The sequence below is a fragment of the Pseudomonas batumici genome (assembly GCF_036585405.1).
In the GTDB taxonomy this organism is placed as follows: Bacteria; Pseudomonadota; Gammaproteobacteria; order Pseudomonadales; family Pseudomonadaceae; genus Aquipseudomonas; species Aquipseudomonas batumici.
Genome location: NZ_CP144470.1, coordinates 1359119 through 1382428 on the forward strand (window position 1 = coordinate 1359119; position 23310 = coordinate 1382428).

16 protein-coding genes are annotated in these 23310 nt (G+C 60.0%); 1 reads left to right on the plus strand and 15 read right to left on the minus strand.

All coding sequences use genetic code 11. From position 1 onward, the window contains the following. Positions 1 to 2 precede the first annotated feature (2 nt). Positions 3 to 737, plus strand: a complete 735-nt coding sequence (locus NUH87_RS05855) for an SDR family NAD(P)-dependent oxidoreductase (RefSeq protein WP_338525159.1) — start codon at positions 3 to 5, stop codon at positions 735 to 737. 155 nt (positions 738 to 892) lie between these two features. Here the strand turns inward: NUH87_RS05855 and NUH87_RS05860 are convergent, their stop codons facing one another. From NUH87_RS05860 to tssF, 15 genes are all read right to left on the minus strand, one after another. Further along, positions 893 to 1846 (minus strand): hypothetical protein, encoded by a 954-nt coding sequence (locus NUH87_RS05860; RefSeq protein ID WP_338525161.1) that lies wholly within the window; start codon positions 1844 to 1846, stop codon positions 893 to 895. Further along, positions 1843 to 4527: a hypothetical protein gene (locus NUH87_RS05865; protein ID WP_338525162.1), complete on the minus strand. Its 2685-nt coding sequence runs from the start codon at positions 4525 to 4527 to the stop codon at positions 1843 to 1845. Before NUH87_RS05865 ends, NUH87_RS05860 begins: the two co-directional genes overlap by 4 nt. 53 nt (positions 4528 to 4580) lie before the next feature. Next, positions 4581 to 6623, minus strand: a complete 2043-nt coding sequence (gene tssI, locus NUH87_RS05870; RefSeq protein WP_338525163.1) for a type VI secretion system tip protein TssI/VgrG — start codon at positions 6621 to 6623, stop codon at positions 4581 to 4583. A gap of 28 nt (positions 6624 to 6651) precedes the next feature. Continuing rightward, on the minus strand, positions 6652 to 7653 hold the full coding sequence (locus tag NUH87_RS05875) for a serine/threonine-protein kinase (protein ID WP_338525164.1): 1002 nt from the start codon (positions 7651 to 7653) through the stop codon (positions 6652 to 6654). Beyond that, the gene (locus tag NUH87_RS05880) at positions 7650 to 8378 is read right to left on the minus strand and encodes a PP2C family serine/threonine-protein phosphatase (RefSeq protein WP_338525165.1); all 729 of its coding nucleotides are present in this window, start codon (positions 8376 to 8378) and stop codon (positions 7650 to 7652) included. The genes NUH87_RS05875 and NUH87_RS05880 overlap by 4 nt, the downstream gene beginning before the upstream one ends. Then, positions 8378 to 11917, minus strand: coding sequence for a type VI secretion system membrane subunit TssM (tssM, locus tag NUH87_RS05885; protein WP_338525167.1), 3540 nt, complete (start codon positions 11915 to 11917; stop codon positions 8378 to 8380). Before tssM ends, NUH87_RS05880 begins: the two co-directional genes overlap by 1 nt. A gap of 13 nt (positions 11918 to 11930) precedes the next feature. Beyond that, entirely contained in the window at positions 11931 to 12806 is an 876-nt protein-coding gene (gene icmH, locus NUH87_RS05890) for a type IVB secretion system protein IcmH/DotU (protein WP_338525168.1), read from the minus strand. Positions 12807 to 12811: 5 nt separating this feature from the next. Then, positions 12812 to 14143, minus strand: a complete 1332-nt coding sequence (gene tssK / locus NUH87_RS05895) for a type VI secretion system baseplate subunit TssK (RefSeq protein ID WP_338525169.1) — start codon at positions 14141 to 14143, stop codon at positions 12812 to 12814. 2 nt (positions 14144 to 14145) lie between these two features. After that, complete coding sequence (gene tssJ, locus NUH87_RS05900) at positions 14146 to 14646, minus strand: type VI secretion system lipoprotein TssJ (protein ID WP_338525170.1); 501 nt, start codon at positions 14644 to 14646, stop codon at positions 14146 to 14148. 5 nt (positions 14647 to 14651) lie between these two features. Beyond that, the gene (gene tagH / locus NUH87_RS05905) at positions 14652 to 15848 is read right to left on the minus strand and encodes a type VI secretion system-associated FHA domain protein TagH (protein WP_338525171.1); all 1197 of its coding nucleotides are present in this window, start codon (positions 15846 to 15848) and stop codon (positions 14652 to 14654) included. Positions 15849 to 15865: 17 nt separating this feature from the next. Beyond that, complete coding sequence (locus NUH87_RS05910; protein WP_338525172.1) at positions 15866 to 16003, minus strand: type VI secretion protein; 138 nt, start codon at positions 16001 to 16003, stop codon at positions 15866 to 15868. A gap of 149 nt (positions 16004 to 16152) precedes the next feature. Then, the gene (locus tag NUH87_RS05915; RefSeq protein ID WP_338525173.1) at positions 16153 to 17670 is read right to left on the minus strand and encodes a sigma-54 interaction domain-containing protein; all 1518 of its coding nucleotides are present in this window, start codon (positions 17668 to 17670) and stop codon (positions 16153 to 16155) included. A gap of 10 nt (positions 17671 to 17680) precedes the next feature. Next, positions 17681 to 20329, minus strand: a complete 2649-nt coding sequence (gene tssH / locus NUH87_RS05920) for a type VI secretion system ATPase TssH (protein ID WP_338525175.1) — start codon at positions 20327 to 20329, stop codon at positions 17681 to 17683. 13 nt (positions 20330 to 20342) lie between these two features. Next, positions 20343 to 21350 (minus strand): type VI secretion system baseplate subunit TssG, encoded by a 1008-nt coding sequence (gene tssG / locus NUH87_RS05925; RefSeq protein ID WP_338525176.1) that lies wholly within the window; start codon positions 21348 to 21350, stop codon positions 20343 to 20345. Continuing rightward, the gene (gene tssF / locus NUH87_RS05930; RefSeq protein WP_338525177.1) at positions 21314 to 23101 is read right to left on the minus strand and encodes a type VI secretion system baseplate subunit TssF; all 1788 of its coding nucleotides are present in this window, start codon (positions 23099 to 23101) and stop codon (positions 21314 to 21316) included. Before tssF ends, tssG begins: the two co-directional genes overlap by 37 nt. Positions 23102 to 23310: the final 209 nt, after the last annotated feature.

A 23310-nucleotide genomic window follows, 5' to 3' on the forward strand; every position in this document is an offset into this window, starting at 1 on the left:
CCATGACGACTACACCTGCTCTCAATCAAGCTTTGCCCGCCAATCTGCAGGGCCGTACCGTGGTGATTTTCGGTGGTACGTCCGGCATCGGTTTGGCCGCAGCCATTCAAGCCAAGGCCGACGGCGCACACGTGACCATCATCGGTTCCGATGCCACCCGTGCCGAGCAGGCCGCCCGCAACAACGGTCTGGACGCCTGGCGCGCAGCCGATGTAACCGATAGCCAAGCCATCCACGCCGCCTTGGCGGATATCCCGAAAGTAGACCACTTGGTGCTCCTGGCCGGCACTTACGTGGTGGGCAACGTACTGGATGCCGGGATTGACCACCTGCGCCGGGCATTTGAGGAGCGTCTGTGGGCTTCGGTGCATGCCATTCGAGCCCTTGGCGAACGCCTGGCTAAAGACGGTTCCATCATCTTTATCTCCGGGATGTTGTCGGACCGCCCCAATGCCCATGGCACCGCGGTGTTGGCTGCTGCGTCAGCAGCGAGAGGCAGGCGCTGCCGCTGTTTTCCTGATGACCAATGGCTTTATGAACGGCGCCACATTGAATATCGACGGCGGCGCAAGGCTGGTCTGAGCGGCCCAACTGGCCAGTTAGCCCAATTTCGCGGAAAGCGGGACAGATTTATTTTACGCAGAATCCGACTTCAGTCAGCTGCGTGCGCCACAGGTGACTTTCAACTAAAATTCGGCGCCCAGGGTAAAAATAAATCTGTCACCTTTTCCGACTGACGTAGTTTTCAATACTCTTTCAAATTTAGTAGCCTGCTCCGCAACCAACTCTTTCTATCGAGCGAAAGGGAGCGGATTTATTTTCAGATGCGGTTGACAGGAATACCACCTTGCTCGCGTACAAAAAATAAATCCGTCCCCTTTTCGTCACACCTCTAATATACGGTCAGTGGATACATGAAAAACCCAAACCGTTTATTATCACCAGACTTAGATACCCACTCACCTTTATACCCTTCACCGTCTGCTTTCCCGGAGAACTGTGCACGTTCAGAGTTTGTACCAGGAAGGTACTCCACAAGATTCATAGCGTCTTTTTCAACACAGCCACTAAATACAATTTGCTCTTGTGATTTTTTATATTTATAACCACCACTGCTTTGGCAACCATTTTCGTTAACCTGACTAACAAACCATGCCGAACTCGAAATTCTTCCGACATAAATTTTTTTACGATCTTGAGACTGCAATGCGCAGTTAAAATAACAAGCCATCTGAAATACTTCTGGTTTATTCGTATCAAAAAACAGATAGGTTGCCGCACCAGCTATCTTCTTTGAACTATAGACAGGAATGCTTATAGCGAGAGTAACACCCATAGATGGAAATGCTTCTTTTTTTAGTCTCAAACTACCATTAACAGCATCACCACAAATTGTGGCTATAACCGATTCGCTAAACGCCAAATTTTTATCATTAACTAACTCACCCCCACTCCCTCGACACTCATATCCATACCAAGCAGGTACTGACTGCGCGGAAATTTCTTGCGAAAAACTATAAACCCTATCAATAATTATTTTCTTATCAATGTAACTGAACACCACCCACTGACGAGCTTTTGAAGATGTAAAGTCCAGATGCTCCAATACATATTTGCCGCTATATCTATACAGCCAATTAGAGCTCATCATCCCTGTGTTTTCAGAAACTATAGAAATTTTATCCCCTGTAGACCCATCGACTAAAAAGCCACCTTCATCAAGTATTACACCACAGCCACTCGCTTTATCTTTACCTGCTGTGCAGGATTCATGCTGTGGAAACAAAGGCTCCGCACAGACGAAAGTCGACGTAAAAATAACCAACACAAAAACTATAAACTTCAATTTCTAATCCTCACCAAAAGAGCTTCGAATTTTTCTGCATAAAATTTAAAAATCCCAGCGCGGTCTGACCCGTTAATAATTTTACGTGCTGCAAGATAGTTTTTACTCCCAGGTGACAAATGTGCAGCCAAGGTGTTTCCAGATGAAAAAATACCATCCCTCATCCCTCTTAGCATAATCCTTGTTGCACACTCCAGATCCAGCACCAAATCCGGATTACCTGTAAAATCCAATCCAAGTGCAGTTGAAAATTTTTGGTAGTTTACTTTCCAAGTTATCTGACTGAGCCCTCGTCCTCTATACTTGAAGCCGTCACCAATTTCAGTGTTACCGTATGCCTCTGCCATGCTAGCTCGGCGCCCAGTAGGGCCAGAACCGTAATCAATCTCTGCGTCTTCATAAGAAATTTTCTCGCGAATGGGGCCAAAAAAAACCACCCGATGCCAATCATATGATTCCACTCGGATTGTAGCCAACATATAGGCTAAATAGGCATCATTACATCCATCAAAATACTCACCCCACAACTTCATCATCATCGCCAACAGTTTTTTCAGATTTTCTTCTGACTCTTGGTTCAATGAACTAGATAGCGAAATATGTGTAACATTATTAGTAGCAAACCAACCAAAAACATGTTGATGCTCTTTTTTGTACTCCTCCACAAATTTTTCTATATTCAAACAACCACAAGAATATTTAGCAAAGCTTGCAATCAGCCCAACTGGATGAATATGCTGCACAGACGCATTAGCAGTTATGCCATGCTGACCTAACAACTGCCCCCACAAACTAAGACGCTCGATTCTTGCCTTTTCTTCTACCCAACTTTTGTGCGGATCCGAATCGCTATGCCCCATTAGTTCATCCAGGGCATCCCATTTTTCTGACTTGTATTGCCACTCGCTTTCGTAGCGTGTGACCATCTGAGAAATAGGTTGAGAGAACCAAGGCTTACCGAGAGCCTCCGTTATTTCTTCAGGTTTGAGTTTGCTATCACCATTTTTATCGAGAATTTTATATAGCTGCTTCTTCGCAAGACTATCGTCAGCGTTTCCGACGTTCGGCAGGTAAGTCGCGCGCTCCTGTTCATTAAGGCTTTCCTGCGCATGAAGGAAAGCAGCCAGGTGATCCACATTGCTGACGGTTTCTTCGATAAAAGTGAAGCCTTCCCACTCAAAGGGTGAGTGACGCGACAATGTGGTGTCCGGCTCCGCAAACCAACCGTTGATCTCGTTACCATCTGCATCGCCAAGCAGTCCGTCTAGACGCCACCAAAGCGTGTAGGTGGTTGTTCCGCCCATGACGACCGGCACCTTGATTTTCTTCTCGGCAGGTAACGCCTCCAGCACACTGACAGGAACCAAAAAGTCATAGCCGACCTTTTTGTGAGCATCGGTCACTTTGGGTGGGTTCGTAGCGTTCATGCCTTGTACGTGAGTGATCAACAGGCTGTCTTTGGGAATCTTGAGCAGTGTCTTCTCGGTAGCCGGCAAACTGGAGGCATTGGACTTGCTCAGCTCAGTAAACGCCTTGACGTCTTCGCAACTGAACACTTCCAGGTGCAGCAAGTTCTTAGGTGCTGCATCCGTATGATTTTGATATTTACCGACATGTCCCAAAACCTCACCAGCCCTAATTTTATAGGTCGAGGTTAGGGGGACTACCTCCCCCCTAGGGCTTTTCGGCTCATTCTTTGCTTCCAGGGAGTCCAGCCAAACGAAGCCGGGCAGCTTTCCATCTGCACCAGGGCTCAGCATAGGGGTGGACTGCCCGCTTACGATCTCCACCAACTTGCGAAATTTGTTAGGCGTTGGTTCATCGCTGAGTTTGACCTCTGTCCCAACGGGCAAAAATCCAATCGGCTGGCCATTGGTGGGTGCGCTTCGAATGTTTGCCCCTTTTTTCTCACCCGGTAGAGGATCCACAGCGTCCTTGCCTACAAGATACCGATCCCCAGAAAGAGGCTTCATCTGGCCTTTAAACACCCAGCCGGTATTTGCCGCTAACCCCGGAAACTCAGGCGTGACACTGATGATCTCGAGCCAATTCTGAGTTGCTGGAGCAGGCTTTGTCAGCACCGTGGTCCCACGAGGCAATATCGCCAATACAGGAAACTGTGTTGAGTTTCCGCTACGAACCCTAATCCCCAATGACTCATCCGGAGCACTCGCTTTTACTTGAAACAGCCCTTTCCCCCAGAAGTCGGGCCTTTTAAGCGCCGGATTCAACTTGTAGGTGTCCCAATCCAGCAAATGCATATACAGACTGAAAAAGGTCAGGCTTGGCCCTGGCGCCGCTGCCGCAGGTGCCGCACCGGGGGCAGGCGCTGGTGCGGGAGGCACGGGAGCCGCCAAGCGGTGTTTAACCAACACGAAACCCGTTGAAAAGACTGAGTGCGTCGAGCCGAAATCTGATTTGGGATAAACCTCATCAATGCGATAGGCGACCACCTCGCCATCCGCAATGCAGCGGACCTCGACGTTGTCCCCCACCAGCAGACCAGTGGCCTCGTCGATGTGAACGCCGCCGTGCCAAAGGCCGTTGGAGCCCAATGGGTAGTAACCATCCTTGGCCTGCGCCAACGCCTTGTAATACTGCTGCGGATCCGTTGCTTCTGCCCCCCCTACTTTGAAGGGGTACGACCACTTCTCTACTTTGCTTGTTGTTGTCTCAGTCATTACCAATTACCTGAATTCTGATCCCTGGTGGCCTGGAGTGCCGTCGGTGTCTGTTAGCCGGAAAAATTGAGCATTCGTTTCGGTTTGCGCTTGATCTGCTCCTCTGGCGCATTCACCAACGCCTGCTCCATCAAACTCCCCGCCTTATCCTTAGCCGCCGCCCCCGGCAGCACCGGCGGCTTGATCCCAATTCCGGTCCCGCTCCCCGCAGATCCACCGGCATTGTTCTTCACCACCGGCCCAACCACCGAGATGCCACCGGCATCCAGCTTGATGAAGCTGCCCCCGGCCTTGATCGTGAGTTCCATTTCGGCCTCGATGACGATCTTGTCCCCCGCCTTGAGGTGTATCTCTTTCCCCGCACGGGTCAGTTGCGCCGTGCCGAGTTTGATGTGCTGGTTCTGCCCAATCGTCAGATGGTCGTCCATCCGGGTCTCGGTCTTGCGATCCGCAACGGTGGTGCGGTGTTCTTCGGCTTTCAGCTCGGTGTAGGTGTTCTTCTCCACCGTGTCGTGGCGTTCGTTGCCGACGCGAATCTTCTGGTCATGCTCGATGTTTTCATCCCAGTCGCGCTGGGCGTGGATGAAGATTTGCTCGGCGCCCTTCTTGTCTTCAATGCGCAGTTCGTTGTACCCGCCGCCACCCGGTGAACTGAGGGTCTTGAACACCGTGCGGGTTTTGTTCGCCGGCAGTTCATAGGGCACCTGGTTTTCCTTGTGGTACAGGCAACCGGTCACCAATGGCTGGTCGGGATCGCCTTCAAGAAAGGTGACGAGCACCTCCATGCCCACGCGCGGGACGCTGATGGCACCGTAGCGGTCGCCGGCCCAGGCGCTGGAGACGCGCAGCCAGCAACTGGTCTTGTCGTCGGCCAGGCCTTCGCGGTCCCAGTGGAATTGCACCTTGATGCGGCCGTACTGATCGCAGTGAATTTCTTCGCCTTTGGGGCCGGTGACCGTGGCGCTCTGGCTGCCGAGCACCCGGGGTTTGCTGTGTTCCAGCGCCGGACGGTAGAACACCGCCCACGGAGTGGCGAGGAAACGGTTGCGGTAGCCCTGGTGGAAGTCGTCCTTGCTCGCGGTGGTGTCGCTGGTCACCGACTCTTCAAGCACCTGTGGCTGTTTGCCCTCATGGACGATTTCAGTGAGTAGCCAGAGGTCGTTCCACTCGCTGCGCGGGTGGTCGGACATCTCCAGGAAGTGACCGCTGCTCAGCGTGGTCTGGTCGCCCCAGCCTTCGGCTTGCTGGTAGTCAGCGCGGTGGCGTTCCAGCGCACGCTGGCTGAGAAATTTGCCACGCGCGCGGTCAAGGAAGCGGCCCGGGTAGTCGTAGTCTTCCAGGTCCGGTTCGGTGCTTTCGCCGTGGGGCTTGTAAGCGGCTTCGAGTTGCAGGCTGGGTTTTTCGAAGTCGTAGTCGCGACGGCTGACACGGCTGGTGCGGGTTTCCAGGCGCAGCTTGAAACCTTTGATCACCGGCTCATCGGCGACCATGCCACTGCCTTGCACATAGGCGGTTGGCTGGCCGAGTTTCGGGAACACCGTCTGGTCGTCGCCGAACACCAGCAGGTGGGCCTTTTCGCTGTGCTGGAAGTGGTAGTGAATACCCTCCTCTTCACACAGGCGCTGGATGAAATGCAGGTCGGTTTCGTCGTACTGCACGCAGTAATCGCGGTCCGGACACGGTTGGCCGAGCTGGAAGCTGTAGGCGTTGCTCTTGATGCCGTGCTCTTCGAGGATCAGCGCGATGATTTTCGGCGCCGACATCTGCTGATAGATGCGCTGGTTGGTGCGGTGATGCAGGTATTGCAGTTGCGGCACCAGGGAGACTTTGTAGCGTGTCAGACGCTTGCCGGCATCGCCTTGGGCGACACGGTAGATCTGGCCGTGAATGCCACTGCCCTGCGGATCGAACGCGAGGAACGCCTGCTTGTGCAGGAGCTTTTCCAGGTCCAGATCGGGGTTCTCACTGACCAGCTCCAGGTCGAAGCGATACGCCTGGCTGATGCCTTCAGTGCCGGTGAACGACAGCACTTGCAGATCGCCCACGTAGTCGTCGACGGTCAGGCTGAAATGCTTTTCGTTAGCGGTGTTGAACATTCCTTGCTCCCTGTTCGGTAGTCATCCGTTACGCCTGAAATCGCAAACGCTGCAGCCAGGACGAAGTGACGGCGAAAGCGTCACGCAATTGTACGGCGGTCATCGTGCGATCAGCGGCATCGAAAGCCAGCGCCGCCTTCAGGGCTGGCCAGCAGTGTTTCGGTAGATTTTTCGGTGCGTGCAGCTCGCGCTCCAGATGCTCATCGCGGGCTTGGGTGGAGGGCAAGCGGCGAAACGGGTGTTTGCCGCTCGCCAGTTCGTAGACCACGCAGGCCACGCCATACACATCGACGCGGGCCGACAGCGGCTGGCCTTCGAGCAGCTCCGGGGCTGCGTAGCCTGGCGTCCAGGCGTTGAAGCGGTCGCGGCTCAGGTGTGGCAGGCCAGGCAGGATACCCTCTTCGGCCCGACCCAGGCCGAAGTCGAACAGGCGCACGCCGTCTTCGCTGAGCATCACGTTGCTTGGTTTCATGTCACCGTGCAGCACGCCCCGGGCGTGGGCGTGGGCCAGTGCATCGAGCATCGGCAGCACGATATCGCGCAGCTCTTTCCAGGGCAGGCCCAGGGGCCGTTCGCAGAGCAGTCTGTCCAGGGTCAACCCACGCATGAGTTCCATGGTGATGAAGGCGCGTTGGCAATCGGTGTCCACTTCAAAGGTGTGCAGACGCAGCACGTTGTCGTGGCGCAGTCGTCGGGTCAGGGCGAACTCGCTGTAGAGCAAGGCGCTGGCGTCCGGCGATTCGGCAAATTCTTCGCTGAGGATCTTCAGCGCGATGTAAGGATCGGGATCGCCGAACTGTTCGCTCAGCAAGTCCCGTGCGCGGTAAACCGCCCCCATGCCACCGGCACCGAGCAGGCGCTCGAGGCGGTAACGGCCGGCCAGCACGTCGGGGATTGCACCGACGCTGGATGGGGTCGGCGCCGGTGCGGGGGCTGCGCCGTGCGACTTGGCGAACGCAAAGTAGGTCAGGTTGAGGTCCTGCTCTTCGCTCACCAGCAGGTCGTCGAGCGCCGGCACAAGTTCAGTCATTGGCGAATCACCACGGCGGTCAGGTTATCCCGGGCCGAGCCACGCAAGGCGCCGTCGAACAGACGCTCCAGCGCAACCTGCGGCGCAGTCAGGCTCAGGGCGTTGCCGAGGGCATCGCTGCTCAAGCCTTGATACAGGCCATCGCTGCACAGCAAGAACGTATCGCCGGGATACACCTCGAGTTCCAGCACATCCAGGGTCAGTTGCTCGGCGGCGCCGACCGCACGGGTCAGGGCCTGCGCGGCCGGATGGGCGCGGGCCGCCTCAATGCTCATCTGTTGCTCGTCGATCAGTTGCTGTTGCAGTGAGTGGTCCTTGGACAGCTGATACAAACACTGGCCCCGCCACAGGTAGCAGCGGCTATCGCCGGCCCAGATACAGGCCGCGCGATTGCCCTCCACCAAAAGCACCACCACGGTGCTGCCCATGATGCTGTCGTGGCGCCCGGCCGTGACGGTCAACTCCTGCCCCAAACGGCGGTTAAGCCAGTGCAGGCACTGGCGAATGCCATTGAGCCGTTCGTCGAAGTCATCCTGCACCGGCAATTCCGCCAGGCTGGCGACGATCAACTGGCTGGCGATATCGCCCCCCTGATGACCGCCCATGCCGTCCGCGACCACCCACAACCCCTGCTGAGGGCAGTCCAGGAAGGCATCTTCGTTGCGCGACCGAACCTTGCCGGCATCGGTGCGCGCAGCGCTGCGCCAGGGGCTGGCAACCCGCATCAGAGCTGCACCGGCATACGGAAGGTACGCAGTACGCCCATGTCGAACGGGTTCGGCGTGCGTTGGCTGGTCAGCAGATAGTTCGCGCGCAGGCCACCCACGTCAGCCTTGAGCACCAGCACGTCGCGGCCGACCAGGTATTCGGTCTGCATCAGATCGAACAGGCGGAACAGCGACCAGGGGCCGGAGTTCTTCTCGATACCCAGCGGGCGACCGACCATTCTGTCGAGGAGCAGGCTGGTGCGACCGTCCTGGGCTTCGGTCGGCCATTTGAACGACACCGGCACGATCGGACCGTGGCGGTATTCGATGGTCTTGTCGCCAAACTTGAACTCGGAACGGCTGACCGCCGGGTCGAGGGTGTACGGCTCCAGTTTGAACTGCACCTGCGGCTCGGCCGGGTTGTCGGCGAAGAAACTCTGGCGAATCACCAGCACGGCGTTCATCTGGTCGAGGTAGACCTTGGAGATCGGCAGGCTGTAGCCATCGACGCTGCGCATGCGGTAGTTGCCCGAATCGCCACTGACGAACGGACGCAGGTAGGTGTCGAAGAAGCGGTCGGCGATGCCCTGGGCCTTGAAGAACTCGCGGAAGTCGCCGATCGCCACGTCGCTGGTGCTGTGGGCGTTGAACGGATAACGCTTGTTGATCGCCTTGCCGTAGAAGCTGTACAACTCGCTCTGATAACGCTGGTTCAGGTACTGGTAGGAATCATTGAGCACCAGACGCCAGGTGTCTTCGGCCATCAGGTTGAACCACACGCTCAACGGACGCGGCAGACGACCGGAGGCACTGCGCAGGTTGCTCAGCGCATCACGCTGGCCGCCCATGCGGGTCTTGGCCATTTCGAACGCCGCCTGTTCCGGTGCGCTGGCGCGCGCCAGGCTGGCCATTTGCAGTTGCAGGTCGTTGAGCGCGGTCAGGACCGGGGTCAAATCAGCGGCCGGGCCGTTGTTGTCATCCAGCAGGCGGTGCAGCGGTTCGAAGCGCAGCTGCAGGGATTTCTTCGCGGTGTCCGGCAGGTTTTTGCTCGCGGCCAGGTCGGAGGTCTTGTCCGCGGCGGCAGACGCCAGCTTACCCAGTTTGCCCAACTTGCCCCCCTGCTGGGCCAGTTTCCCTGCGGCATCCGCTGCGTTGTCAGCGACATCGGCGACCACCGGGAAACGCGTGTTCTCGCGCACTTCCGTCAGCAGTTGCAGGATCGGCGAGTTGGCCGAAGTCAGGCCCGCCAGTTGCTCGGCGCCTTCACGGAAGTCGCTGATCGCCGGCAGCGCGACCTGCCCAACCGCTTCACTCCAGAAGTTGGCGTAGTCGCGGAAGTACAGTTGCTCCAGCTCGACCATCAGGCGACGCAAGTCCATGCCGCTGATACCTGCGCCTTCGCCCAGCACCCAGTTGTCCTGCAGGATGTCGGTGACCAGCGCCGCCCCCTGCACCGAGAAGTACTGCTGATAACCCTGTTGGGTGTAGAACCCCGGAATCACGTAGTCGGTGCCGACAAACAGCGCCCCCTGCGGGCCAAGGTGCTGGCTCAAGCGGTAGTCCGGCAGGTTGCGAGCCTGCTCGCGCAGCATCCGGTAGACCACAGTGGGCAGGGACTCGCTGCGCAGGACCTGACGCGCCTGGGCCACCAGTTGATCGTTCAGCGGATAGATGAACGGCTGCTTCAGCAGGCGCTCGAAGTGACTGCTCAAGCTGTTCTGCACCGCCGTGTTGCCGGTATAGCGCTGGGACCACTCGGTAGCGACCCAATCCTTGAGCCACGCTGCGTCGCGACGATCCTTCATGTTCAGCATCAGGTACGCACGCAGGCTATTGAGCAGGCGTTCACGGTCCTTCATGTTGCTGCGGATCTGCCCTTCCAGCAGGGTCGCGACCCGGGGCAACAGCTGCGCTTCAAGCTCGCGCTCGTAGGCGGCCTTGACCACTGGATTGACGCTCTCGCCCTGATACAGGCCGCCGCGCTCGTGGTAACCCACCTCGCCCTTTTTCGGAAACACCTGGGTGGCCGCGTAGCTGGTATCCAGGGTCCTGAGCACCGCCATGGCGTCATCGCGGGCGGTCAGGGTCGAGCGCTGCTGGGTCCAGTTCTGTGCCAGGTTGCGCAGGTTTTCCAGGCGCTCGTAGTTCGCGGAGAAACCGCCCGCCCACAGCATGCCGGACAGAGCCAATACCGCCAAGGCGCCGACGTACAAGGCTCGCTGGCCCCAGTGGATGCGGCTGCGCTCGCGCTTGTCCAGACCGGCCAGATCGGCTTCGGGGAAAATCACCCGGCTAAGCAGGTGATGAATGAAACGCGAACGGCCACTGCGCAGGGTCGGCAGTACGCCCGCGCTCATGCCCAGGTTGGCGCCGATACCGGCGGTGGTCGCGTCCATTTGCTGAGTCAGGTGCGGTGCACTGGTCAGGTAGAAACCGCGCAACTGGCTGACCCGCTGGTAGCGGTTGCCCGTGAACGCCATGTCGACGAACAGGCACAGGCGCTCGCCGATCTGCCCCAGTTGGTGGGTGAAATCGAGAATGCGACCACGGCGCTGGGTGTCGCGCTCCTGATGCATGCGCATGATCACCTGACTGTTGAGGCGACGCAGCAGCTCTTCGAACTCGGCGCGCAGCACGGCCACATCGGTACCGCTCTGCTCCTTGCCGAAGCTGGTGCCGAGGACCTGATCGCTTTCTTCACGGGTCAGTTGATCGAAGAACTCGTCGAAGCCCAGCAGGCGATCAGCCTTGCTCAGCACCAGATAAATCGGCACATCGACGTGCAGTTTCTGATGCACGTCTTGCAGGCGTGCACGCACCTGGCGGGCCAGGGTATCGAGGTCCTGTTCGCTGCCGCCCAGCAGGGTTTCGACCGGGATGGTCACCAGCACGCCGTTCAGCGGACGGTTGCGACGACGCTTGCGCAGCAGGTCGAGCAAGGTGCTCCAGGCACTGCCATCGACGTCGGCATCCGGCTGGGTCAGGTAACGGCCGGCGGTGTCGATCAGCACGCCATGGTCGGCGAAGTACCAGTCGCAGTGGCGGGTGCCGAGGGTGTCACGGGTCAGTTTGCGGTCGATCTTGTTGATCGGAAACTCAAGGCCCGAGAAGTCCAGCAGGCTGGTCTTGCCACTGCCCTGTGGGCCGATCAGCAAGTACCACGGCAAGTCACTGCGCCAGCGTTCGCTACGGCCACGATACAAGCTCGAAGTCTTCAGGGTTTTCAGGGCGTCCTTGAAACGCGCTTTCAACTCTTTTTGCTCTTCGTCGATCAGCTCTTCGCGGCGGATACGATCCTGGCCGTCTTCGGTTTCCTCGACAGCCTTTTTGCGCACACCGGCACGCCAGCTGACAAAGACCATGGTCAGGCCCCAGATCAGGCACAACACGCTGATGCTCAGCAGGCGGGAGGTCGAGCCTTCCCAGAACTTGTAATCATCGACCGCCAACAGCGGCCCGACGAACCACACCAGCAGCGCGACAAACAGCACCAGCAGCAGGGTCCAGACCCAGGTCTTGCGCAAGAACGCGCCGACTTTCTTGAAAAACTTCTTCATCACACGTCCCTGTTTACGGCTTCGACTGCGGCTGGACCGCAGCCGGATCCAGCGGCTGATAAGGTTGCAGAACGGTATCGCGTTGCTCACCCAGCACCCAGGCGAAGCCCGAATACATCACCACCAGGCAGACCACGGTGAACAGCACCACCATCCACGCCGGCACGATGCGCACCAGGTTGCGGCGCTGATCGTTCAAGCCTTCCCAATGAGGCGAAAGCTCGCGTGGCACGTCGCCGCGCAACTGGCGGATCTGGCGATACAAGGCGTCGCGGATGCCTTCGAGTTCGAGCATGCCGCGCGCTTGCACCCGGTACTTGCCTTCGAAACCCAGTGAAAGGCACAGGTACATCAGCTCCAGCATCGGCAAGTGCTTGACCGGGTTCTTCGACAGCCGATCGAGCAACTGGAAGAACTTCTCGCCACCAAAGGTTTCGTTATGGAAGCTGGTGAGCAGGCTCATCTGCGACCACTCGCTTTCGTTACCCCACGGCGTAGTGACGACCGCTTCATCGACCACGGTGCATAGCACGTAACGGGCCGCCATCACCTGGCTGCTCTCGGCGCCGTCGTGCAAGGCGCGGACTTCAAACAGTTTCAACCCGGCGGTCAGGCGCTCGTTGAGGGCGTAGAGGTCTTCGCGGGTGTCGCTGTGCTTGAGCCGCACCACGTGCGACAGCAACTCGGAGGCGGCGGCCACCAGCGAGTTGAGGCTGATGTTGAATGATTCGGCCGGACGCAGGCGTGCGGCGTAGATCATGCGTTCTTCCAACTGTTCGAAGCGCGGCGGCGCAGCGAAGTCCGTCAGCGGACTCGAGGCCGTGGCATGGCCCTGACGGTCGAGCAGGACGGTTTTGTCGTCCTGGTGGTATTCCCTGTCCTTGATCATGTCGGTCAGTTCCTGATGGCCCAGAATTTCAGTTCAAGCTCGGCGAATTCGCCGGACACGTGGAACGCGAAACCGCCGGAGCGTTCGAGTTGCGCCAGGTCTTCAGAACTGAGTTCGAGGATGAAATAGGTTTTGTTGGAGTGGAACGCGATCTGCCGCGGGGCCACCGGCAACGGTTTGATCTTGATGCCGGGCAGATGCAGGTTGACCAGCTGGCGGATACGCTCCACCGGGCCGACCTTGAGGTGCGTCGGCAAGCGGTGGCGCAGTTCCTCGCCGTCGCAGTTGGCACTGGCCGCCAACACGAACGATGCCGAGCCCAGCAGTTTGTGATCGTGCAACGGCGAGACGATGATGCCGTACTGACGCGCTTGCAGGACCAGCTCGATGGCGTGCTGTTCCAGCACCATCGACAACACCTGGCGAATCGCGTCCATCAGCTTGCGAAAGCTCGCGCCCTGGTCGCTGTGCTGATAACGGCTGTCCAGACGCGGGCGCTTGCTGTCGCTGGAGAAGGTCGCCAGATCGCCGAGCATGGTCAACAGCGTGCGGTACAACTCTTCCGGGTGCACCTGTTCCAGACCGAGGTAGTGACGCAGCAGCAGTTCGGTGCGATTGATCAGTTGCAGCATCATGAAGTCGCCGACTTCCGCGCCGCCAACCTTGCCGTTGGAACGAATCCGGTCGGCGATGGTGTCCCCCCGGTGGCCCAGCATGCTGATCACTTCCTTGAGGCACGACAGCAAGTAGCTGGAGGCGTGCGCCTGGATGTAGGTCGGCACGAAATCCGGGTCGAGGCTGATCACGCCGTCCGGCGTGGTGTCGAGCACTTCGCAGACTTTCAGCTTCACGTAGGCCTGATCGCTCTGCTGCTCGCCGAGCAACAGTTTGAAGTCCGGCCGGGCGCAGCTGACCTGGCTGGCGGAGTCATCGCCGGCGTTGGAGTCGGCGACTTGCGTTTCGTACGCGGTGTAACGCGCCAGCACGTCGGAATGCTCCGGGCGACGGGCCTCGATGTGGTTGCCGGTCACCAGCGGCAGCGCCAGGTAGATCGGCGTGTTGCCGGTGTTCGGCGGCACGTCGAGGGCCAGCGGCTCGGTGTTGCCGCCCAGTTCGAACAGGCTGCCGTCCGGCAGAATCCCCGAGGCCTGGCTGATCACCAGCTTGCCCATGTTGAGGAACTGCAAGTCGATGTCCAGGTTGAGGAAGCCCCAGGTGTAGCTGCCCAGCAACTGGGTGCGGGTCTTCATCTGGTGGTCGTAGTAGCGATCGTTGTGCTGGAAGTGCTGCGGACGCAGCAGCATGCCTTCCTGCCAAATGACTTTATGGGTGTTCATGGTCAGTCATCTGCCTTGGCGAGCGGTTCATGGGTGTTTCGAATGCCATTCTGGTCGAGGGTCAGGTCCGCGCCGGTGACGTCCAGCGGCGTGACTTGCACCGTGTAGCGCCATTTGCTTTCCGGTAGATCACGGTAGGCGGCCAGTACTCCGACGTAGCGGCTGCCCTCCTCCAGGCTGAGCTTGAGCTCGACGGTTTCACCCGGACGCAGCTCCAGTTCTTCGCTGGCGACCATGTCCGGTGCCAGGGCCTCCTTGGCCCGTTCGTACAAACTGAAGAAGTCCGCGTTCTCGAACGCCACCGGGTGCTTGAGTTCGAACAGGCGCACGACAATCGGCGACGGACGACCGTTGAGGTCCGGGTTCAACCGATCGCTGGCGGTCAGCTTCAGGTTCAGTTTGGTGACTTGAGAATACGGCGACAGCGACGAGCAGCCGGCCAGCCACAGCAACGTGGCCAACACAGTCAGCATCTTGAGAAAAGCGGTCGAGCGGCGAGACATGCCTATCATCCTTGGTGGTCGGTGTGGAGGGTGGAAATCAGGCGGATCTGTTCTTCGTAGGCCTGGGCAAAGTCACGGGCCAACAGACGCTCGCTCCAGTCATCGTCCTGACGCAGCGCCTGGTGATAACGGCCATAGGCTCTCCAGCGACTGCCGGACGTGGCGAGCAACGGCTTGTTGTCACGCTCGAAACGCAGGGTCAGTTGCTGTGGCGAGAAGTGTTCGAGGGTGCCGCGCACCGCGGCACGGCTGGCGGTCAACAGGGCCACCTGATGCGCCTGCAAATCGCGGAACGCACGGGAAACCGCCTGCTCGGCCGGCAACTGGCCCGGCTTGTTCGGCTGCAGCAGAATGCCCAAGGCTTCACGGGCATCGACGGCGAATTTCAACGGGTTTTTCTGCGTGCCTTGCACGGTGGTCTGAGCCAGGCGCAGTTCGTTTTTCAACTCGCTGCGGGTCCGCAGGCTCTGCTGCAAACCGCCGACACTTTGCTTGAGCAGGCGCGCCGCGTTGAGCGCCAGCGCCTCTCGGGTGTCGTGGTCGAGGCCCTTGAGGTCCACACCCAAGGCGGCGCCGAAATGCTCCCAGAAGCCCTCGCTCTGACGCTCGACCGCTTTCGGAGCCGGCGCGGGGGCAGGCTCTGCCGGGGCGTCGATCAGCTCCGGCACCATCAGGCTTTCCATGTCGATGCGCGCATAGTCGGCGCGCTGACGGATGTCCTGGACGACGGTGCCTGGCGAGATCAACTCCTCGATCTCCGAGTACACGCGCTCCTGCTGGTCGAGGGCGTTCAGCGGGTCGAGGTCGAGGAAGGCATCGTCAGGAATAATGCTGCCGGCGGCTTGCGGACGGCCGACTTCCACATCGAAGCTCGCCGGATCGCGGACCAGGCGCGCGCGGATCTCGAAATCCCCCAGCACGTACGCACTGCCGTGCTCGATACGCATCGCTTCGCCCTTGCGCAGGCGCGCGCCGCTTGCACTGTCCTCGATACCATTGCTGCTGGTATCGGTCAGGTAAAACCGACCTTCGCGGTAGCTGATCAACGCGTGGTGGTTGGACAGGTGACGCTTGCGGTCCGGGATGATCCAGTCGCAGTCCTCGCCCCGGCCAATCACGCCTCCGGCCTCCTTGAAGGTCTTCTGGCACAAGTCCGTGGGCACGAACTGCTTGGTGTTCAGTATTTCGAAAACCAGTTCCATGATGATGCTCCTTGCGGTCACTTGCCGCGGTTGGCCGCCTGCGGATCACCCAATGGGCGATAGGTGTTGTCGTTGTATTTGTAATTGCCGTTGCAGCCGCCGAGGCCGCATAGGACAAGGGTCAGCAGGACGGCTTGCCAGTGACGAACAGACATCAGAGGGTCTCCAGAAATAAACAAGGCACGACCCTTTCGGGCAGCGCCATCGGATGCGAATAAAGTGGATTGGACGGCTCTAGGACGGGGCTCTGACACCGATCCTTGGTGGCGAACAAGACAGCCCTCTCGCGACGGGACTCACAGGTTCAGCCATTGAAAACACCCAGATTGATATTCAGGCGCCCGAGGCGGTACAGCAGCGTGCGCCTTGGCAGGCCGAGTTCGCGGGCCGCGAGGGTCTGGTTGCCGTCGTTTTTACGCAGGCAATCGAGCAGCAGGCCGCGCTCGACCTGCTCCAGGCGCTCGCGCAGGTTCAGGTTGTTGTCTTCGGGCATGGCTTCCATGCGCAAGGAGAAATGCTCGACCAGCAACTCGCCGCCCTCGCACAACAGCACCGCCCGTTCGACCAGGCCCTTGAGTTCCCGCACGTTGCCAGGGAAGGCGTAACCGGCCAGGTGATCCAGCGCCTCATCGGACCAGCGCACCGCATCACGCTGCAGGAACGCGCTGGCCTTGTCGGCGAAGTGCCGGGCCAGATCGAGGATGTCGCCTTCACGCTGACGCAGGGCCGGCAACTCGATGGGGAACTGTGCAAGGCGGTAGTACAAGTCCTCGCGGAATTTGCCTTCACTGACCAGCACCGACAAATCCCGGTGCGTCGCGGCGATGATGCGCACGTCAATCTTGTGGGTGTCGTTGGAGCCCAGCGGGCGAATCTCGCCTTCCTGCAATACCCGCAACAGCTTGGCTTGCAGCGACAGCGGCATGTCGCCGATTTCGTCCAGCAACAAGGTGCCGCCATTGGCCGCATCGAACAGCCCGGCACGGTCGCGGTCGGCGCCGGTGAACGCCCCTTTGCGGTAGCCGAACAGCTCACTTTCCAGCAGGTTCTCCGGGAATGCCGCGCAGTTCTGCACGATGAACGCCTGGGAGCGACGCGGACCGCAATCGTGAATCGCCCGTGCAACCACTTCCTTGCCGGTACCGGTCTCGCCACGCAACAGCACGGTGTACGGGCTGTGCAGGACCTTGCTGATCAGCGAGTAGGTCTGGCGCATGGCCGAACTCTTGCCGATCAAACCGTAACCGCTGGCGCTTGGCACGCTGACCGGCGCCGGGCGTGCTTCACCGGCCGACCAACGCAAGCGTTGCAACAGATGCAGTTGACCCAGCACGAACGAGCCCAACTGACCGAGGGAATCGCCAAAGCCTTGCAGGTCGACATGCCGGTGGCTGGCGCACAGCAGCAAGCCTTCGACGGCCTTCTGCTGATTGACCAGCGGCACGCACAGCAGCGACTGCCAGGGCATGGCCTGCGGTGGCAGGAAAGCGGTTTCGTGCAGGCTGCCGCTCAGCTCGCTCAGACACACCACGCGGTTCTGGCACAGGGCGAATTGCAGCAGCTGTTCGCCGTGGTAATCCGCCGGCAGGCTCGCCGCGTCCCGGGGTTGCAGAATGCCGTTGAGGCATTCGGCGTTCATTTCCAGGCAAGTATGGGTGGCGTCCAGCAGATACAGCTGCGTCAGCTCGCAACCGCTGAGCTCGGCCAGGCCGCGGACGAAATCCCCCAACAGCGCCGCACCGTCCGCTGCCCGCGACAGACGGGCGAACTGCGCAAACAAGGCTTCGGCATAGACCAGCGGTCGTGGTACTTGAGTAAACATCACACCCATCTCAGGCAAACTCGCAGGTCACGCTGGTATTGCCGTCGAGCGTCGCGTGGACACGCTTGAGGCTTTCACCGCTGGCCATCGCGTCGAGCAGGCGGTCAGCCACCAGCGGCAACACGTGCAGGTCCAGCAGGTGATCGATCAAGCGCGCACCGCTGTCGCTCTGGGTACAGCGTTCGGCCAGGTGATCGACGAGGTTCTGGCTGTAGGTGAAGTCCAGTTGACGGCGGTTCAGGCGCTCGCCCAGACGAGCGAGTTTGATTTCGATGAGCTCGCGCAGCACCGGGCCACCCACCGGGTAGTACGGCACCACACGCATGCGCGCCAGCAGCGCCGGCTTGAAGTGTTTGCTGAGGACCGGGCGAATGGTTTCTTCGAGCACTTCGGCGGTCGGCCGCGTGCCGTTTTCGCAGAGTTCGCTGATACGCTCGCTGCCCAGGTTCGAGGTCATCAGGATCAGCGTGTTGCGAAAGTCGATCTCGCGCCCTTCGCCGTCGTTGGCCACGCCCTTGTCGAAGATCTGGTAGAACAGGTTGAGCACGTCCGGGTCAGCCTTCTCGACTTCATCGAGCAGCACGACGGAGTACGGTTTCTGCCGCACGGCTTCGGTGAGCATGCCGCCCTCGCCGTAACCGACGTAGCCCGGCGGCGCGCCAATCAGACGCGAAACGGTGTGCTTTTCCTGGAACTCGGACATGTTGATGGTGGTGATGAAACGATCGCCGCCATACAGCAGATCCGCCAGCGCCAGCGCGGTTTCGGTCTTGCCGACACCGCTCGGACCCACCAGCAGGAACACACCGACCGGTGCATCGGGCTTGTTCAAGCCGGCGGCCGTGGCACGCATCGAGCGGTCGAGGGCATGAACGGCCTGCTCCTGGCCACGGATGCGCGCGCGCAGGTCGGTGGCAAAACTCGCCACCTTGGCGTTGTGCTCGCGGGCCAGTTGCGCCAAGGGTACGCCGGTCCAGGCGCTGATCACTTCAGCCACCAGCCGCGGGCAGACCTCGAAACTCACCAGACGCTCCTTGACTTGCCGCTCGCTCAGGGCGCGGTGGGTTTCGTTGAGCGCGGCTTCCAGGGTTTCGACGCTTTGCGCTTCGTCTACCACCCGGGTTTCGATCACGCGACCTTCGGCATCCTCTTCGACCGTCACGGTCTGCTCGACGGCGGCGGCCTCACGGGCCTTGGCCAGTTGCAGGCGCAGTTCCAGCAGGCGCTCGGCCAGTGCCTTCTGTTCGCTCCAGAGGGTTTCCAGCGCGATCATTTCGTCTTCGGCGTCGCCCAGGCGGGCTTCCAGTACGTCCAGCGCTTCGTGGTCGATCAGCAGGCCGGCCTCGGCATCACGGCGCAGGGCCTGGCGCTGACGCCCCCCTTCGGCCAATTCGCCGCGCAGGCGTTCGAGTTTTTCCGGGGCGGCGGCGAGGCTGATACGAACGCGGGCACAGGCGGTGTCGAGTACATCGACGGCCTTGTCCGGCAACTGACGGCCCGCCAGATAGCGAGCGGACAACTCGGCGGCGGCGACCACCGCGTCATCGCGCAGATAGATGCCGTGGCTCTTCTCGTAGACCTGAGCCAGGCCACGGAGGATGGTCACCGCTTCGCTGACGGTCGGTTCGTGCAGTTGCACCGGCTGGAAACGACGGGCCAGCGCCGGATCCTTTTCGAAGTACTTCTTGTACTCCGCCCAGGTGGTGGCGGCGATGGTGCGCAGCTCGCCTCGGGCCAGCGCCGGCTTGAGCAGGTTGGCGGCGTCGGAGCTGCCGGCATTGCCGCCCGCGCCGATCAGGGTGTGGGCTTCGTCGATGAACAGGATGATCGGTTTCGGCGAGGCCTTGACCTCGTCGATCACGCCTTTGAGGCGGCGTTCGAACTCGCCCTTGACGCTGGCCCCGGCCTGCAGCAGGCCCATGTCCAGCGACAGCAACTCGATGCCCTTGAGCACTTGCGGCACTTCACCGGCCGCGATACGCGAGGCCAGGCCTTCGACGATCGCGGTTTTACCGACGCCCGCTTCACCGACCACGATCGGGTTGTTCTTGCGACGACGGGCGAGGATGTCGACCATCTGCCGGATGGCGCCATCGCGGCACAGTACCGGATCGAGTTTGCCGTCGCGGGCCTGTTGGGTCAGGTTATGGGTGAAGCGCTCCAGCAGCGACTCGCCCGGCACGGCGGGTTTACCGCTGGCCGGTTGCTGCTGTTGCGACAGGGCAAACTCTTTCAGGCGCTCGATGTTCAACCTGGCCAGCAACGGCTGGTAGCGACTGCCCGCATAGCGCATCGGGTTGCGCAGCAGCGCGAGGATCAGCGCGGCCTGTTCGACCTGAGTCTGGCCCAGTTCGAGGTTGGCCACCAACAAGGCGTCCTGCAGCCACTGCACCAGCTCCGGCGCGAACACCGGGTTGCGCGAAGCGCTGTGCTCCACCCGCGATTGCAGGGCGGCGCTCAATTCACCGGCGTCCACTTCGCCATCCTGCAACGCGCGTGCGAGCAAGCCCTGCGGGCGCTCCAGCAGGCCCAGCAGCAGGTCTTCCACGAGGATCTTGCTGCCGCCACGGGCGACGCAGCGCTCAGCCGAACGTTCCAGGTCACGACGGGTTTCGGCGTCCAGCGCCTGGATCAGTTGTTGCAGGTCTACGTTGCTCATCAGTCTCACGTCCTTAATGAATTTTGCTGCCCAGGGTCACTACCCCGTCCGCTTTTTCGCGGCCGAGCCAACTGGTCCAGCCCAGGCGGCAGGCGTTCTGCTCATCGATACGCAGTTCGCGGATTTCTTCCTGGCGCAGGACCAGGCGAATGTCGTAATCGAGCGGGTCACGCAGGGTGAACCGCACCAGCGCGCACAGCGGCTGGTAGCCGAAGCCGATCGGCAGGAACTCGTGAAAGCGCTCCCAGTCGAGTTCGCGAATGTGAATCCGGAACTTGCCACTGCGATCACGCACGCTCTCCCCCAGCACCAGGTCTTCACCCAGCGCGCTGTTGGCATGGCCCAGGCGATTGCGCTGTTCGTCGAGGATTTCCACGCGGCGCTCGATGCACTGCTCGATGGTCAGTTCGGCGTGTTTGAAGTAGTAGCGCAGCACCGCTTCGATCAGCGCCGCCGAGTGCGCCCGCAAGCTCAACAGGCCGAGGTACGGCAGCAGGCGCTTCCAGTTCAGTTCCTGAGCCTTGCGGATGTCTTCGCCGCCCAGGCCGATCAGCGCAAACAACTGCGAGGAGAACGGATCGAGGGCACCGCTTTCGAAGCTGGCGCGGTAGCGGTACTTGCGCCAGATCGGCAACATCAGCCGTTGCAGGCGATGGTGGAACAGGTCGAGAAAATGCCGCGTCGGGTTGCCGTCTTCGCTGTCGCCCAGGGCCTGCTCGCCGTAGAACGCCGGCAGTGGCGAACCGGAACCGACCAGGCCGATCAGGTTGAAACGCAGACGCGCGCGCATCTGCCCGTGTTCATGGAAAAACTCCACGCGATCGACGTCACTGCCGGGGAAACCCAGACTCGGATTGGCCTGGAACTCCAACTGGTCGTACAGATCGTCCTGGCTCAGGTGCGGGTGGGCCTCGCGCAGCCGGTCAACCACCAGCAGCACGGCCTGAAACAGCGAGTACTCGCGTATTCCCCGGGTCAGTCCGCTTAAAGAAGCGGCTGCAGGCCCATACGTGGTGTCCATTGGTACACCTCTCCCTGTGTGCTTTTTACCCGCAGCTCGTGGTACGAATTGAGACTGGCGTAAAGCGCGAAAAACTCGTTAAGAACCGAAGCGAAAACGAACAGGTCGCCCTCACCGATATAGCCTTGTGGGTCGATGGTCAGTTCGGTGCGCAAGCCGCGCAGCGGCAACCCTCGGTGAAGTCGGTCGACGTGCTGGTGACGGATCGACTTGAGTCCACCCAGCAGGCGCTTGCTGACTTTCTGCGCGTGCTGGTCGTAGTAGCGCGGCAGGTCGTAGGTTTCGAGAATCACCTTGAGCGCGTCGACGTTGGCCAACGACAGGTAGTTGAGCGACATGTTGCTGATCAGCTTCCACAGGAAGTCGTGGCTCAGCGGCGGCGCGAAGCTTGAGGTCGCCGGGGTGATGTTGCGGAAGCTGAGAAACTCCGGGGTCTCTTCACAGGCCATGCAGATGTCGCCGAGCTTGAGCCGGCGCGGCAGGTTCTGGTTGGTGCACATCAGCTCGATCGACAGCGTTTCGTGGGCTTCGGTGTGGCGAATGCCGAAGCTCAGGTAAGTGTCGAGGCCGTCGTGCAGCAGCGAGGTGCGTTGGCGAATGCTGTAATGCGGACGGCTTTGCGGCACATCGAAACTCGGGTCGTGCTCGAAGGATTCGAACGGTACGTACGCCTGATAACCCAGGCCGCCCGGCTTCCAGCCGGTGACGCCTTCAATCGAAAACACACCGCAGTTTTCCAGGTCGTATTCGGCCGGTAGCAACAGGTATTCGTCCTGCTTGCCATCGAGGCGAATCGGCAAGGCATCGTGCTTGAACAGGTTGACGATGGGCGTGCAGTAAAGCTTCACGTTGTCCAGGGTCGGGCGCAGGCGCTGGATGCCGCTCTTGCGAATGTCGAAGCGCAGCTCCAGGCCGTGCATCTGCTTGAGCGTGTCTTCGGGCAGCGCCTTGAGCAGGTCGAGGCCGTTCAAGTCGACGAACAGGAACTTGTCCTGGAAAGCGAAATATTCCTGCAGATAGCGGTAGCCACGGAAGGTGTTCAGCGGATACGGGATCAACGCTTCTTCTTCGGCAAAGCCCACCGGCTGCACGCGATCGCCGGGCATCTTGAAGGCCATCGGCGTGCCGTTAACTCCATTGAGCGGCTTGCCGGCCACGTCCAGCGGGATCAGCTCGATGCCTTCCAGATTGCGCAGCAGGCTCAGGTAAAGCATCTGGCTGATATAACGCTCACCGGCCAGGTGCAGGCGCAGACGACTCAGGTCCAGCTCACCGAAATGCCCGTCGCAGCTCATCTCCAGGCGCAGGCTCAACAGCGAACCGTCGCCCTTCACCGAGTACGTCAACGCGGTCAGGTCCAGCGGCAGGACTTCCGTCGGGTAGCAGGTGCGAAACCGGCAACGCACGTCATCGATCGGCACACTTTCCACCGGCGTATCGCGCTCGACCCGCAGCGCCGGTCCGGAACGTTTCAACGGGTCGAACTGCAAGATGCTGAACGCCGGCAGCGGCCGCATGTAGTTCGGCCACAGCAACTGCATCAATGAATGGCTGAGCTCCGGCAACTCGTCATCGAGCTTCTGCCGCAAACGCCCGGTCAGGAACGCAAAGCCTTCCAGCAACCGCTCCACGTCCGGATCCCGCCCGGCCTGCCCCAGGAACGGCGCCAACGCCGGGCTACGCTCGGCGAATCGACGACCCAACTGGCGAAGTGCGGTGAGTTCGCTTTGGTAGTAGTGGTTAAAGGACACGGAGTACCTTCCTGGTATTGAATCTCATGAATAAATCATCCTGTAGAGCGCAACCGTCAGACCGGCAAATACGTAGCCCGCAACCAACATGGTCATCCGACACACCCCACGGCATGGAAAAGCAGGCACTGGAGCATGCAGACGCTCTTTCTCATGCAGGATTAAAATTAGCGTAGTAAGAACCTACAACCTGCATCACAACAACGGTC